Genomic DNA, 14511 nt, shown 5'->3' with positions numbered 1-14511 from the left:
CGAGTCCGCCTTAACGTTGCGGCGCTGGCGTCACCGCCCGTTCGCCGCGAACGTCCGCTCCCGCTCAAGAAGCGGACGTAGAACGCTAGTCGCGTTTTGACAAGGCGACGCTCGAACCGCCACTCGGTATGGTTGCATGAATGACGTTCAGTTTATAGGTTTGATTTATAGCTGTTGGATTGGGAGGGGGCGTTGCTTCGCCGAATTCGTAGCAAGAAAGCTCGGTCGCTAAGGTCAGGCCATCTCGGAGTGACTGAATGGCGACGGCAAGCGAGAAGTGCTGTTTCGTGGGGAGCCATGACGTTGGCAACGGTTTACGCGTTCCTCACGTTCGCCACTTTTCCAATTCCCGACGTCATCAGTGCGATCGATCCGACGAAGGGCCTCAAACTCACGATGATCGTCTACTATTTTTTGTGGGTCTGGGGCCTCAACCATGACACTGACCTGCAGGAGCTTGTGTATGCTACAGCTCCGGCCGAGGGAAAGCTTCGACCGTCAGACAAAGGCGTAATCGTACTCATCATTCTCGTGAGCTTGTCCTTAGTATGGGCGATCGGAAGTGAACGGCGGTTTGCTGCGATCTTGACCATGTTTATTGCAGTCAACGTATTTGCTTGGCGCTGGTTGCTGGCGGCAATTGGGCCAGCAATTGTGGAATCGAAGGAGATCTATCGGACGGCGCCACAAGACTTCTTCTCGCTTGAGAGACTAGATGCTTTCGTTGAGTACATTTCTGGACATTGGCAATGGCTTCGCTTTGGGGCGATGGGTCTAGTTCTCTTAGTTTTAAATGCGGTCGTATTCTTCGATAATGCGCGCGTGTTTCTCGCAAGCACATTGACGCAACTTTATCCAAAAATTTCTAGTGGGCAGTTCTCAGCCATTCTGCCGCTTGGTCTCTTCATCGTCTTCACGATAATCGAAGAGGGATGGATTTGGATAATGCGAATCAAGACCGACCTTGTGATTGCTGTAACGAGCGACTTGGAAGAAAAGTATGAATTGCGACCGAGGAGTTAACGTGAACGGACCGCGCGGCCACGGCATCTGGTCTTGATCCGAAGCGTCGCGCGGATGGCTCTTTCGAGTAAAGCAGATGCCGACTTCCGCTTCTGCCCTTGTGAGCTGCTAGCATCGCCCCCGCAACCATGTCGTTCGGCGATGTGCGGACAGGAGCGGCTAACGCAGCGGCTGCGTGGTAGCCCTGGCGACGCGCTTCATGGACGGACGGGTCAGCCCGAGCGCTCTGCACAGATGCCTACTCCCACGCCGTCGCGAAACAAGAACTCGACGCCCCTCGCCTCGAAAACTCGTCGCACATCTCGGAGCGTGCGCTCTTGGGCCGAAGATGTGTCTTGCTCCAGCCGGACGATGGTCTGCCTGGTCAGTCCCGCTGCGGCCGCGACCTCGTCCTGACTCATCGAGAGCCAGACCCGTGCGGCACGCAATTGAGCCGCGTTAACCATTATTTGAGCGGACATATTGTCCTATAAGTGTCTTCATGTTATATACGGTACATCCACTCGCTGAGGAAGAACTGCCGGCGAGCAGTTGATGCCCCGCCCAAGCGTTCCCGAAGCAATAGAATCCTTGCTTTGGGCAACGAGACTAGAACTCAGGAAATCCAAGTTCAATCGCATCGTGCCGTTTGCTGGCTCCACGACCCGGCGGCCCGGCGAGAGATAACGTTCGACCTCATTGCTTGAAAGTTTCCCCTAAAGCCCAGACCGAACCCCTTCAGCGCACATGCCGCTGAAACGCAAGGGTGCGGCTTCCAACCTGTGGCCCAAGGAACCTCCCAATCTTCGACCGGCTGACTGCTGGTCGTCTGACCTCTTGTCGTCCGGGTGCTCGCGATCTGGACGGCAAGCGAACCAATGTGCGTTTCTAACCTCGGAGAGTGCAATGTCCGCAACCCTTCCCTTTCACAGCGTCGCCCCCCTCTGCCGCGATCTGGAAAAGCTCGTCAACGATCTGCGCAATTCGAGCCAAGGCTCACTGCCTTCCGAAGCGCATTTGCAGGCTTCTCCGCTGCTCGACCGATGGTCGTTCGCCTTCCTGCCCGCACCTTGCTTGAAGGGATCGGTACATCAACATCCAACGCTTGGCTCTTGCTCGAACGTCCATACGTCAGAATTGGTGCTGATCGACCCCGACAAGCGATGGGCTCGTACGTGGTCAGGGTTCTATCGTCTAGGCAAGCAGTTGACCCCCGGAATCGCAAATACGTAACGGCCACTGCATAGCTGTGGCAACGCTCTTGGGCCCTCTCGGCGTGCCAGATCTTGGCGCCCATCACGATCAACGAATCGGTCCCGCCTAACCCATCTATTCATGTTTCAGTTAGATCAACCCCGTTCCAAGGGAAAATCGTGCATGCCTGTAAAGAGCACTCCTGCACACAGCCTCGCCCCAAGCAGCCTTTCTCGGTTGGATGCCTTAGAGCAAGTTTCACCGCGATCAAGCACGTTCCAAAACTCAATTGAGCTTTCTCCACTCGTCTGGTGGCGAACTCGGCTTCCTCAAGATCTCGACCGACGAGATGTGAAGCGAATCCGCGCCGTCCTATTGCGGACAGAACCAATCAACGATTGCGATTGGTTGCGGGCCCTGACCGGAGATCCCGCAGCAGCCATAGGCGTCGCTATTCGTGTTCTCAAGTTTCATGGAATGGTCGATCCTATGACAGATGTTGCGATGTCCTCAGTGCTGTGCTGCTTCCTCGAAGATGATCGTGCGTCGACGGCTCTGATCGCTTCCGCGTTGCGTCGTCGCAAGAAAATCGATCCGCAATGCCACGACCTTTGGCTACTCTGGCGCAACGATCCATTTTGAGAGTGCTCTTCCAAGGCTCACAACCGGCGGGCCTCGGCCCCGACGCTCGCTTCACTGCTCCGGTTCATCTCCCATTACGTAACGGCACAATCTGCCGAACCTCATGGCCGGTGATGCCGAGACATACCGGGCGCCACCAGTTCTACTCGATCGTCAGGTTTCCACGTCTTGGCTGAGCTTTTGCGGAGGCCACCTCTTCGGGGCCGCGCACGATAGATTGCCGCTTTTGGACTCACGCTGTGCGAGCCGGGACCTTACGCGCGCTCCCGGCTTGCCGTCCGTCAGAACTTCTTCGCACCTACAGCAACGGATTTAACGAATGAACCAACGTCACGCGCCCGCGCTCTCGCGCGCGCTACCCGGATGTGCTCGCCGACTCTGTGACATGCAGCGAGAATGCAACGACCTTGAAGGCGAGAAGCTGCGAGCACTGCTGTCGTCGCGGCGCACCTGAGACAACCCGAGCTTCGATTCGAGCTCCGCCATTGAGATTTGAGAAAGGTTGGTATGACTGCACGCGACCGCTCGCCCAAAACTCTATCATCAATCCCCCTACCGATATCGCTCTTGTTGCAGCGCGATTGGCGGTACGCCGCGGGCTTTTTCTGGTTGCGCATCAAGGAAATCAGCGGCGCGCGACGGAACGACGTTGCTACGGATTTCTGGTCGGGGAAGAAAGAGCCCAGCCACAAGGCGTGTAGAACACTTGCGGACCGCTTATTCGCCGGAGGTCGCGGCGAGGAGGCGCTCAGTGCGTTGATGCTGGCGGTCGATCCAACCGAACCGCAGACATTCGAGATCGTCTTGCCGCAGCTTGTATATGCAATTGATCATCTATGGGGATGGTCGTCGGAAATCTCCTCCAAGGATTGCATTCTTCAACGCCTTAGCGCCTGGCGGCGCTCGGCGCGTGGGGATTTCGCCGGCACTGATGACAACATCTTTCGGATTACCGAGCTCCAGAAGTTGGACCTGATTGATCGCACGGAGAGTCTACCGCCTACGCGCGTACATAACGAAGGTGGGACTGAGTCAGATAAGTTGAGTATCGTGGTTATGCCAAAGGAAAAGGCAACCAAGCTCAATCACTACCAAACCGATTACAATGACCTGGTCGGCGCTAAGCTGCCATTGCGACTTGCTCGCGACGTCAGCATGGTGCGCGCGAAATTGATCGCAGAATACCCTCACGCAGTTGGCGCAATCGACCTGCTTTTGCGCGACTTCCGCGAAGGTGAGCCAGTACGACTGTCGCCGATTTTGCTGATGGGTCCCGCGGGCGCCGGCAAAACGCGCCTGGTCCGCAGACTTTTCAGTGATTTGTTCGGCATCGGCGTATACTGTTACGATGGCGGTGGTGCGAGCGACAACATGTTCGGCGGGAGCCCCAAGGCTTGGGGCAATACGACTCCATCGGTACCCGTGCGAGCAATTAGCCAGATGCATGTCGCGAATCCTGTCGTCCTCGTCGACGAAATTGAGAAGGCTGGTACCTCGTCGCGAAATGGTCGCTTATGGCACGCCCTGCTTCCCCACCTAGAGCGCGAAACAGCGCGCTGCTATCGCGACGTCTCCCTAGATGCTGAGTTAGACCTCTCCTGGATCACACATATCGCGACGGCAAACAGCATTGAAAACCTGCCAGCGCCGCTCAAGGACCGCTACCGTATCATAAGAGTACCGGCACCGAGACTCGCGGACCTCCCGGCCTTGGCGGCGGGCATCATGCGCGAACTCGCGGCAGAGAATGGCGAACCTGAATTCGTTTGGCCACTCGCGAAAGACGAGATCGAGGTCATGGGGCGAGCCTGGGAGAAAGCGGGATTCAGTATCCGCAAGCTGCAGAAGATCGTTACGGCCACCCTCGCGGCGCGCGATTCTCTTGCCGCAAGACACTGAGCGCACAGCTCGAGTTTCATAGCATGATCGGAAATCCAGAAATGTCGATGGAAGAGAAGAATGCAACGGCTCAACGACAGCATGACTTCGGGTGTTATCTGAGAGGAGAGGAGCCCTCATCGCTCGAGCTGGAGCGCGCACCATTGCTTGAGGACTGGTGCACAGGCATCGTGTACTTTGGCCGCGAAAACGATCCGAGAAATCTGTTGCTGGTTCTGGAGGGCATCGTTATCGGCCACCCCGAGCTGCGAAACTGCACCAGGATCCATACTTCACAACTGATCTGGCTAGACCGTAGTCGCAAATGGGCGCGCACCTGGAATCGGGTCTATCGGCTTGGTGCGCGCGACAATGACGAGGCCAATGAAGAGTAAGGGTCAAGCCGGAACTATCGACTATCAAAGTTTGAGCGAACCCGTTAACCGCGGCGGAGGTCGGATCTGTCAGATACTCTTTGCGCCCTCCCATCACGCCCTTCCTGGCATCTTCCATCAAAGTTCCAGGTCCTTGCAAGGATCCATCCAGTGCTTTCAGATTCACGTCTTCGGGTTCGTCTAGCCCGAAGCTTTCGGTCTGGCATTAGGCGCGATGGTTCCCGTTTCCCATCATCACGGATGTGGCCGAAGACGAAATTTTAGGCCTAGCTGAAATGACGGCAGACGCCAGCCTCGGGGCCGACAACGTTTTGCTATGACCACTGCAATCGAGGCCGACATCGAGTTCCTCTTTGGCTTTGCCTCGCTCAGCGAGGTCTATGTTCCCAAGCAGATCACACAAATGATGCTTCAAGACCCGCAAGGCGACGACGATAGGATTAAGGAATGCTTCAAATTGGCTCTTGCAGCTTCTGTAGGCGCCCTTCAGGTTGTGGGTTGAGAACGATTGCAGCCGTCGAGGAACCGCTGGATTCTGAACGGCGCGCGCCGCATTCGCTTTGCGTTCGCAATTTTTTTCGCAATCCTTGGAATTTTTCGAGTGGGAACCGCACCTCGATTGAGTCCAAGAAGGGGCTCGCAGCCGAGCAATCTGCTTTAGGCGACGCGAAGTCGAAGATTGCGACTTAGGTAGCGCACGCGCTCGCATGCTATTCTTACGTGTGTTTTATCGAGTCCTTGAAGCAGGACTCTAAGGAGCACACGACTGGAAACGCTATGAGCGAAATCGCTAAGGAGGCCTGTCTCGGATTAGGACCTCCGGCACCGTCGTTTCACGAGAACGGAGTCCGCATGGAGAGTGCTCGGCGCTTCGGCAGATAAGCACGATCGTCAGTTTCACGATCCCCGGCGCGTTGAATAATGAGGTTCAGTCAAAACACGGCATTGCCGCAACGTGCAAATGGCCTTCAAGGATTCGTTGCGGCCTGTTCGATCAAAGGCCCGCCTCGCTGGGTGAAGGACTCGAGATATCTAGTCACAAGCTGCTACGCGGTTGTGCGGGGAGTCACCGGTGCGAGCGCGGGCAATCGTTGGGTGCAGGATAGGAGGCAGGAAAGCAGCCAGAACAAGCGCAAGGAATCGCGACCGGCCGATAGGACTGCCCTTATTGACCGTTTGCAGCACGTTGTGGAAAGATCAAGGTGACACTCCGCACGGTAGTCACCCTGAGACGCAACCCCCGCTGGAACCGGGGGCGCGCTCAGAGCGTCGTACGGAAAAGTCCGCCGATATGGAACCACCCTACGACCAGGAAAGGCTGGGGGGTCACCGCGACAATGGTGCCATGGGCCCATGCGCCGCGCAACAGCCGTTGCTGTCATTTCGGTGAAAACCCGCGGTTCCGGTTCCTCCTTCGCGGGGGGAAACGGTTTCGCTCGCCCCAAAATGGAGCAACTACCATGCAACTACCAACGCTATTGAACGACTCGACGGCATTCGTCCTAAGCCCGGTTGAATTGCCTGCCCACCTGGAACACGCGTATTGCAGCCTATTCGTGGATACCCTCCTGGACTTCGCCTCCGCACATTTCTGGCTCGACATGTCCGAGTCGGAGCTTAAGGCCGCACTCCATCACGTCCACGACGAACTGTTCTCGTTCAGCAAAAACGATGGATACTGGGCATTAAATAGGCTTTTCGGCTTCCCTCCTCTGCCGCCGACCGTGTCGGCCGTCCGTCGGCTCCTTCGAGCGCTCGTAGCAGTACCTGAGTCCTATTGGTTTCGGCGCATCGAACTCCGCGAGGCACGGCGGCGTGACGAGGATGAAGCCAAGAACGGGTTGCCAGCCGAAGCTGACGAGGAACCCGCAGAAGACGAGGACGAGCTCACGGAACCGGAGGCTCCTGACAACGATGGTTGCAACGGGGAAAGCTCAGCAGCCATGTCCGAAGCCGGCCTTCCCCGCGGGCGATAACAATCGGCCGAACGGCAGCGTCCCCCTGTTTCCGGAGAGTTGCAATCGTTCGAAAACAGCAGGGTCGTCGTATCGCTCATCCCGAAGGAGCCACAGGCACGTCCCTAAGCTCTCTCGCCTAGAGCGAACGTTTGGTGAGGCCACGGTCCTACGTAGGACCGTGGCATTCGGTGCCCCGTTCATCACGCGAGTTCCGCACAATCGGACTTGCAGCCTTTGACAGTTCAGCAGTCCTGTTCAGGACATATCTCTTCTTTCCCCTGTCGCTAAACGAGACAGTCCTCGTCTCGATTTTCGCCGGCATCTTGGACGTCGCCACTGACCTCACGATTCCATCGACACCTAACTTGTGGTCGAACTCCACCAGCCGATCAGTCTCGATCGTCTTAACGCGCCCATTCCGAATGGAGTTTCTCTGATGTCCATCACGATCGCCAAATAGAAATGCACGCCTCTGGCGAGTGCGTTCATTTCCTAGGGCCGAAGTAGAGGCAACAGACCGAACCTAGTCGAACGGTCTTAGGACCGCACGCACCGTCGCCGCACAGTGCAGGCGAGGATCTTCGGCCTCCAACCTCGACCTGCCAACCACACTTTTTCGGAGCGCCGCAGTCCGGCCAGCCGCTGGACGAAGAGCGCTCCGCGTCCCCGCCGAACGTCGTCGATCGCCGTCGAGACCGCCCGCGGATGGATGGCCGATCCACGCGCGGATGTCGCTTGAGGAGATTTCTACCATGCATAGTGCCGAGAATCGTCACACTCGCGCGACCATGATCGCCGTGTCTAAGGCTACCATCGTAGAAGCGCCCGACTGGCATCCAATTCGGACGTTCGTGGAAAGAGCCCACAATAAGCCGGTCGGACGTCTGGTTTCGCGGAAGTCGAAGCGCGCCATGCCATGGGAAGGTTTTGGCGAGCGGCACTTGATGATGATCTCTGAAGCAGACACCGCCGTCGAGCGTTTCCTCTCGCAGCCGCATCGCCTCGAGATCCGACTGGAGGGAGCGCGCCGTCGACTGGACTACTTCCCCGACCTGATGCGGAGGATGGCCGACGGGACGATCGAGATCATCGAGGTCAAGAAGTCAAAGGACGAGATCGACGCCGATCCCGATTACGCCTTCAAGATTGCGAAGGCCGCGAGCGTCTATGAAGCCGTAGGCTGGACCTTCCGGATCGTGGTCGCGGACGACGACGTGGACATCAATCCGCTTCTCCCGAACGCGCAGTCGATCTTCGCCGACAAATTCGCCTACATCGGCACGCGCGAGCGGCTGGCCATGGAGGAAACATTCGAAGCGAAGGGCACGATCGCATACGCCGAGGCGATTGAGACGATCGCGGTCGCGGGAGGTTTCGCGGACGACCGCGCTCGGAAGGTGCTGCACGCGCTGGTCTGCACGCGTTCGGCAGGTATCGACATCACCAGGAAGATTTCGCGCGACAGCGCTGTGACGAAGCCGCAACACAGGGGGCGGCGCTAGGGTCCGTCCTGAAAGGAGGTTTCATGACCACTCTCAATCTCAAGCCTGGCGACATCTTCGATTTTCCGGAGGGGCGCTTCCGTTTCCTCGAGGAATGGGAAGACGAGACGCTTTGGTTCATCAAGAACACTGGCGCCCGGCTGCCGCTCTCCGAGACCCAGCTCGTCGACTTGTTGGGTTCCGGTGAGGCAAAGAAAATTGACATCTTCAAACGGTCTGACGGTCGACCCAAGTCGGTCAACGACCTCGGTGAACTCGCGCCGGGCGAGGAATTCTCGCCCGAAGCCATTCGCGCGCGCACGCTGCAGTTCTTCGTTCGCCAATGGGACGATGCGAAGTGTCCTACGCTCGGTCGCAAGGGCCTCAAGGATTTCATCCGCGGCTTTAAGCACGACGATCGTTTGAAACTGCTGAACCACGCTGTGAATCCGACTGCACTTTACAATGCGATCGTCAATTGCGGCGTACCCGGCAATCGACCGCTCCGTGTATTCCGGTCGTTGCGCGGGAAGACGGAGAGGAAGCGTTTCGGCAAGGCCGTCGAAGAGGGTCTCGACCAGGCGGTCGATTTTTATTGGAGCCTGCGACCTAGAACGTACACCGACGCGTACGGATTCTTCCGCGACCTCATGCAGAAGGCGGGCGTGTCCGAGAGCGAATTTCCGCGCCGCATGGAGACGTTGCGCCGGCGGATCAACCGCACGATCAACCAGGAGAACTGGGCGCGCAAGTATTCGCGGCGCGAGGCCACGCTCAAGTTCGAGGGCGTGAAGGACAGCCTCTCCGCGGAAGAGCCGCTCGAGCTGGTCATCATGGACCATACAGTGATCGATACCTTCGTCGTATTCGACAACGAGTTCCTCCTCCCGCTCGGCCGGCCGACGCTGACAGTGGCCATCGACGTCGCGACCCGGATGATCCTCGGCTACCTCCTCTCGTTCGAACCGGCAAGCCTTCATTCGGTTCTGACGACGCTCAAGCGCGTCAACCGCAACAAGTACTACATGGCGAAGCTGTTCCCCGATATCGAAGGAACGTGGGACGGCTGGGGTTTGCCGAAGACCCTGCTCGTCGACTCGGCGTGGGAATTCAAAAGCCGGAGCCTGCAGGACGCGTTGCGCGATCTCGGCACTGAAATCATCTGGTCTCCCGTTCGGACGCCGCAGTACAAGGCGGTCGGCGAACGCTTCTTCAAGAACCTCAACGACCGGCTCTTCCACAAGCTGCCGGGCGGCGTCCCGGCCGGTCCGACCGAGATGCGCCTCATCGACGTCAAGCCGCGCGAGGACGCCGTGATCAGCCTCGGCTCGCTCGACGAAATCATCCATGAGGCCATCGTCGGCTATCACGACGAATTCCACACAGGAATCGACGACATCCCGGCCGAGGTTTGGAAGCGGAGGCTGAAGAGCAGAGACGTTATCTCCGACATCAACGCGCTCGACCATCTGCTCGGGCGGATGGCACGAGTACGTCTGACGCGCCGTGGCATCCGGTTCAAGCACATGGATTTCCACGATCAGCAAAAGACCTCCAAGCTGCTCGACGATCTATCCAGGAATGCCAAGCGTCGCGATCAGTCCAGTTCGCCGGTCGGCAGCGCGCGCTGCTGGGTGACCATCAAGTGGGATCCCATCGACGCAAGCTGCATCCAGGTCTGGAACGACGGCGTCAAGCCACCGCGCTTCGTCACGCTGCCGAACCGGGACCGCCAGTTCGTCATGATGCCGCCCGGCGCACATCGCCAGCGCGACGCCAAGAGCGAGTTCACGCGACCGATCTCGTTCTGGAACGCCGAGAAGGTCCGCATCTTCGCGAAGGAAGCCGGAATTCCGTTCAAGACCGACCAACAGAAGTGGGTTGCGCGCAACAAGCTCCGTCAGAAATGGGAGCGGATCGCGGGCATCCTGCCCATGCGTGACACTAAGGAAGCCATCCGCGGCCTTGCTCAGTCGCAGGGGATGTTCGACCGACCTGCCGGATCTACCGCTTCCGACGACGCTCCGATCGCCGCGTCCGAGGTGCTGTTCGCGACGGCAGAACCGACGGTCAACGGCTACGGCGAGGCGACTCTCGTCCCGCAGCAGGTGGCCGCCTTCGAGCGCGAGGAAGACGAGCGCCGCGCCAAGGGCAAGTCGCCCAGCGAGGAGCAGAAAAAGAAGAGGGCCCGCACCATGCGGGATAAGAAAAAGGCCGAAGCGGAGGCCCACGCCGCGGCCGCCACAGAGAACGCCAAGGAGCGCGCTCGAGAGGCAGCCTCGCAGAAGGCTGCGAACAGCGCCCGAAAAGCGAAGGACAAGCCGGCCCCTAAGAAGGCCGCGGGGCCCAAGGACGATCCGGACATCGATCTCGACACGTTTCTTGATGGGGACAAATGACAATGAGTAACGCGAAAGTCAAGCCGACCGAACCCGAGACTCTTGTCTCGATCCGTGCGCGGTTCAAGGACATGAAGGTCGATAACATGCGCCTCGACAAGATCGAGGCCGAGATAAACGATCTCATGGAGGAGACGGAGGCGGTCGTCGCCATCGATCGCCAGAACGAGGTAGAGGCGGAGAAGAACGGCCAGACCATCAAGTACAGCGAAATGGAAGTGATTTCCGTCATTGGTCCGACGGGGTCGACCAAAACCACTTCGGTCGAGAAGATTGTCGAAAAGTGGAACAAGACTCGCCCGGGCGAGATGCCCGTAGTCATTGTGACCCTTCGCTCGGCCACCCGCAACGAGAAGAAGCTTCAGGTCCAAATACTCGAAGCGTTCCAGGATCCTCAGGCCGACGTCGTGCGTAGATCGTCGCATGGCTACTCGCCGGATCAGGCGATTAGGGCCATCCGGAATATCGCGCGCTCCAAGAGAACCTTCATCGTCGTGCTAGACGAGGCGAACAACATGATCGGACAAGACGAGATCGCAACCGCACGCCCAATGGCCAAGGCGATCAAGAGCCTCGTGAACGAAGGCGTGTTTTCCGTAGTCGTCATGGGCACCGCCAAGGCACACCGTCTCTTCGAGGCAGACCCAGAGCTCAATTCACGGAAGATCGCAGACATCAATCTCGATCCGGTCGACCTCAACGTTCCCAGCGAGCGTCGATACTTCTTCAAGTTCGTCGGACAAGTCGATCGACAAATGGAGCGCGATGGCATTGTCGAGAGAAGAATCGGTCTGATCGAAGATCTCCGCAGCCGGGCCATGGTTTACGACATGTCAGGAGGTGTTGTCGGAACTGTGGTCCGAATACTTCGCATCGCCCTTCGTCTCGCCCATCGTGACAAGCGGCGGAGCATCGAATGGAAGGATATTGAGGCCGCGTTTTACGCTTGGAAGACCTCGCAGGTCGACGATAATGGCCAGCAGGTTGAGGTCTACGATCCGTTCGCGGAAGGGCCGCAGGCTCAGACTCTCGACGCCGTCAAGGGACTCGGCTAGGCGCCCTGGGCCGAACAATGTCCGATCTCAAAATCCGCCCTTTCGCCGCCGACATGCCTGAGCCGATAGAAGGCGAGAGCCTTCTCGGGTTGTTCGGTCGCGCCCTGGAAAGAACCGCCATCGACAGGCTGAAGCGGGGGCTCGCGCTCGCCGGCGTGCAGCCGGCCGGCAATCCTAGCGGAGTAAGCATATCGGAAAAACAAGCCGACGCATTGGCAGTACTTTTCAAGGTAGACCGCGAGGACATCGTTCGACGACTTCACCCCAGAGGGCGTTTCGACCATCACAGCACCGAGACGATCGATTTCTTCGGTACGAAGCTCCGAACCCAGTACCTGGAGACTATCTTCAGAAGGGTATCCCCGCGCGCGCTTGCTCTCTCGCCGTACCATAGGGCCATCTGGGACTTGCGGCCGTTGTGCTTCGATCCCACCACGCGGGAACGCCTGCTGGTCACTTGCCCCGTCTGCGGAGAGAAGCTGCGATGGTGGTTCGTCCGAGGCCCCACCTACTGCGAAGTCTGCGTGACTGACCGTGGATTTCCCAAGACGGACTTGCGCGACTATCCGCAGCCGATTCTGGAATTTGGCGATGAGGAGGCAATCGACTTCGTAGTGGGTCTCGTAGATCCAGATTCCGGGAAGCGCGAAGCTGTACGGAGGCTGCTGCCGGCCGCACTCGGCAACGCGTCGAATTCCGACATCTTCGATGCCGTCATTTCTATCGCGAGCTGCCTTCGTCCGGAAATCAGCGGAAAGACAGTTTTTGTCGGCCGTCCGTTGCGCGCCGGCCACTTCGACGGGTTTACTTCGGACCTGTTGGAAGTCGCCGGTCGAATGATCATTGGCGGCAGAGACGGCTTCGCGGCCGGCACGGCCAAGCTCCGGGCACATATGTCGGAAAGAAAGAAGACTCACGGGCTTTTTGCGGAAGTCGGTCCGCTCGCCGGGACCGTGAACGACCGAAGCCTAGCGCCGGTCATAAGGGCATTCCTGGTCGAAGGCCTTCAAAAGGACTTGACGGACACCAGCGAACTGGGCCTCGTCCGGAAACGCTTGGGCACTGTCAAGCCGAAGTCCCATGGCCCCTGGCTGAACATACAGGAAATCCACGAACTGTTCGGAGTTTCCAAGCACGCGCTCCAGCGCTTGGTCGCAACCGGGATGGTCGAAGCCAGACGGGCGGATATCGAGCTGTCACCAGTGCTGATGAACCGTGACGAGATCGCGCCGTTGGCTGCCCTCTACAAGGACGCGATGGATGAGAACAGAGCCAAGGCAGTCCTTCGGGTGTCGATCGCGGAACTCCACGAACTCGCTGACCGTCGGCTCGTCGAGAGGATCGAGGAGCCAGTGAAGTCCATGTTGGACAGCAAGACCGTCTATAGGGCCTCGTCCGTCAACGCGATCATCATGGCTATCAAGGAGCGCGCGCTACCAGCCGATCCGTCACGGTCGATCGCGGACCATTTGTGGAACGCGGCACGCAGGCTCTGTCCGCCGGTGCCGTGGCCGGCTATTATCGAGCTGATCTTGTCTGGAAACATTAGGGTCGAACTCCTTCGGGATGACGGAAACGAATGGCGGAAGTGGGTCGCGCCGGTTGACGTCGAAGATTTCGTGACCCTTGTTCGGCTGGAGCAGGCCAAGCGTCCTGCCGTGCCGAGTGCCTGGATGACCAGAAGCCAGGCAGCTGAGATGCTCAACATTGCCGAAAGTTCGGTCTGGAAGGTTGCCCGGGCGGGGTTCCTGCTGAGCAAGCGTGAGAGCCGCAACACAGTCTACAAGCGCTCCGATGTGGCAACCACGGCTCGAAAGTACATCTTCCTTCCGGAAATGCTCGAGCGCTCGCCCTTTAATGTCGCGCATGAAGTCGGCCGCTGGCTAAGGTCGGTGGGCATCGAGCCGATCTCCGAGTGGAGCAAGAGCGTCTTCCCGATCTATGACAGGGCCAGCTTCGAGCGCGTTCTCCCCTCGATGCCTTCCGCGCTCAAAGAGATCAACCTTCAGGGGAGGACGTTAAAGCGGGTGTCGACGGACGTGAAGCGGAAGGCCGTCGATCAGATCAAGACGGGGCTGAGCCCGTACTTCGTTTCGAGACGTCTCGGCGTCAGCGCGAAAGCCGTTACCAAATGGGTCGCGCACTTCGACGAGTATGGGGACGTGCAGCCTGCCGGCAAGCTCGAAGGCCATGAGGACTACATCCGTTCGGCGATCGAAGCCAATCCCTCCATAAGCGTGCACGCCTTTTGGCAAGCCTTCAAGAAGGACCGGGTCGAGGTCAGCTACACCATCATGTCCAAGTTTGTCGCTGATCTCGGATATCAGCGCGACGCTGCGGGGCGTCTCGTCCTCAAACAGTGAAGCGATGCCCTGTTCGGTGCGAGGAGCGTCTGCTGTCGACATTCACGTGATGGGCACCGGCGATCCGCGGCTTCGCGTTCATTCGGCATGTTCACGATTTCTTGGATCGGACAGTAAACTTGGTAACGAACTAACGGCAGCTCC

At 58.5% G+C, this 14511-nt stretch carries 12 protein-coding genes; 11 read left to right on the top strand and 1 reads right to left on the bottom strand.

The genetic code is table 11. The features are described 5' to 3' along the window. Positions 1–303: 303 nt before the first annotated feature. Positions 304–1023 (top strand): hypothetical protein, encoded by a 720-nt coding sequence (locus XH92_RS17265; RefSeq protein WP_194460270.1) that lies wholly within the window; start codon positions 304–306, stop codon positions 1021–1023. Positions 1024–1235: 212 nt separating this feature from the next. Here XH92_RS17265 and XH92_RS43885 read toward each other — a convergent pair whose 3' ends face one another. Next, a complete protein-coding gene (locus XH92_RS43885; protein WP_371818081.1) occupies positions 1236–1424 on the bottom strand; it encodes a helix-turn-helix domain-containing protein in 189 nt (62 codons plus the stop codon). Between the two features lie 484 nt (positions 1425–1908). Here XH92_RS43885 and XH92_RS17255 point away from each other — a divergent pair, with 484 nt between their 5' ends. The 10 genes from XH92_RS17255 to XH92_RS17210 all read left to right on the top strand — a co-directional run bounded on the left by XH92_RS17255 (position 1909) and on the right by XH92_RS17210 (position 14367). Beyond that, positions 1909–2235 carry a DUF6634 family protein gene (locus XH92_RS17255; RefSeq protein ID WP_194460268.1) on the top strand — a complete coding sequence of 109 codons (327 nt, stop codon included), beginning with the start codon at positions 1909–1911 and terminating at the stop codon, positions 2233–2235. 144 nt (positions 2236–2379) lie between these two features. Next, complete coding sequence (locus XH92_RS17250; protein ID WP_194460267.1) at positions 2380–2838, top strand: hypothetical protein; 459 nt, start codon at positions 2380–2382, stop codon at positions 2836–2838. Positions 2839–3345: 507 nt separating this feature from the next. Then, entirely contained in the window at positions 3346–4737 is a 1392-nt protein-coding gene (locus tag XH92_RS17245) for an AAA family ATPase (RefSeq protein ID WP_194460266.1), read from the top strand. A gap of 23 nt (positions 4738–4760) precedes the next feature. Then, on the top strand, positions 4761–5111 hold the full coding sequence (locus XH92_RS17240) for a DUF6634 family protein (RefSeq protein WP_194460265.1): 351 nt from the start codon (positions 4761–4763) through the stop codon (positions 5109–5111). A gap of 316 nt (positions 5112–5427) precedes the next feature. After that, positions 5428–5613, top strand: coding sequence for a hypothetical protein (locus XH92_RS17235; RefSeq protein ID WP_194460264.1), 186 nt, complete (start codon positions 5428–5430; stop codon positions 5611–5613). A gap of 958 nt (positions 5614–6571) precedes the next feature. Further along, positions 6572–7087, top strand: a complete 516-nt coding sequence (locus XH92_RS17230) for a hypothetical protein (RefSeq protein ID WP_194460263.1) — start codon at positions 6572–6574, stop codon at positions 7085–7087. A gap of 734 nt (positions 7088–7821) precedes the next feature. Further along, the gene (locus XH92_RS17225) at positions 7822–8571 is read left to right on the top strand and encodes a TnsA endonuclease N-terminal domain-containing protein (RefSeq protein WP_194460262.1); all 750 of its coding nucleotides are present in this window, start codon (positions 7822–7824) and stop codon (positions 8569–8571) included. A gap of 23 nt (positions 8572–8594) precedes the next feature. Further along, positions 8595–10949, top strand: coding sequence for a DDE-type integrase/transposase/recombinase (locus tag XH92_RS17220; protein WP_194460261.1), 2355 nt, complete (start codon positions 8595–8597; stop codon positions 10947–10949). 2 nt (positions 10950–10951) lie between these two features. Continuing rightward, positions 10952–12004 (top strand): TniB family NTP-binding protein, encoded by a 1053-nt coding sequence (locus tag XH92_RS17215; protein WP_194460260.1) that lies wholly within the window; start codon positions 10952–10954, stop codon positions 12002–12004. 17 nt (positions 12005–12021) lie between these two features. Continuing rightward, complete coding sequence (locus tag XH92_RS17210; protein ID WP_194460259.1) at positions 12022–14367, top strand: hypothetical protein; 2346 nt, start codon at positions 12022–12024, stop codon at positions 14365–14367. Positions 14368–14511: the final 144 nt, after the last annotated feature.

Source organism: Bradyrhizobium sp. CCBAU 53421, assembly GCF_015291625.1.
Lineage (GTDB): Bacteria > Pseudomonadota > Alphaproteobacteria > Rhizobiales > Xanthobacteraceae > Bradyrhizobium.
The sequence above is the reverse complement of the archived record's forward strand: the minus strand, read 5'-3'. Positions and strand labels throughout refer to the sequence as shown.

Bases quoted from the DNA above. Each gene is read 5' to 3' on its own strand.
- XH92_RS17215 (WP_194460260.1), top strand. From the start codon at position 10,952: ATGAGTAACGCGAAAGTCAAGCCGACCGAACCCGAGACTCTTGTCTCG.
- XH92_RS17255 (WP_194460268.1), top strand. From the start codon at position 1,909: ATGTCCGCAACCCTTCCCTTTCACAGCGTCGCCCCCCTCTGCCGCGAT.
- XH92_RS17230 (WP_194460263.1), top strand. From the start codon at position 6,572: ATGCAACTACCAACGCTATTGAACGACTCGACGGCATTCGTCCTAAGC.
- XH92_RS17240 (WP_194460265.1), top strand. From the start codon at position 4,761: ATGATCGGAAATCCAGAAATGTCGATGGAAGAGAAGAATGCAACGGCT.
- XH92_RS17235 (WP_194460264.1), top strand. From the start codon at position 5,428: ATGACCACTGCAATCGAGGCCGACATCGAGTTCCTCTTTGGCTTTGCC.
- XH92_RS17225 (WP_194460262.1), top strand. From the start codon at position 7,822: ATGCATAGTGCCGAGAATCGTCACACTCGCGCGACCATGATCGCCGTG.
- XH92_RS17250 (WP_194460267.1), top strand. From the start codon at position 2,380: ATGCCTGTAAAGAGCACTCCTGCACACAGCCTCGCCCCAAGCAGCCTT.
- XH92_RS43885 (WP_371818081.1), bottom strand. From the start codon at position 1,424: ATGAGTCAGGACGAGGTCGCGGCCGCAGCGGGACTGACCAGGCAGACC.
- XH92_RS17245 (WP_194460266.1), top strand. From the start codon at position 3,346: ATGACTGCACGCGACCGCTCGCCCAAAACTCTATCATCAATCCCCCTA.
- XH92_RS17220 (WP_194460261.1), top strand. From the start codon at position 8,595: ATGACCACTCTCAATCTCAAGCCTGGCGACATCTTCGATTTTCCGGAG.
- XH92_RS17210 (WP_194460259.1), top strand. From the start codon at position 12,022: ATGTCCGATCTCAAAATCCGCCCTTTCGCCGCCGACATGCCTGAGCCG.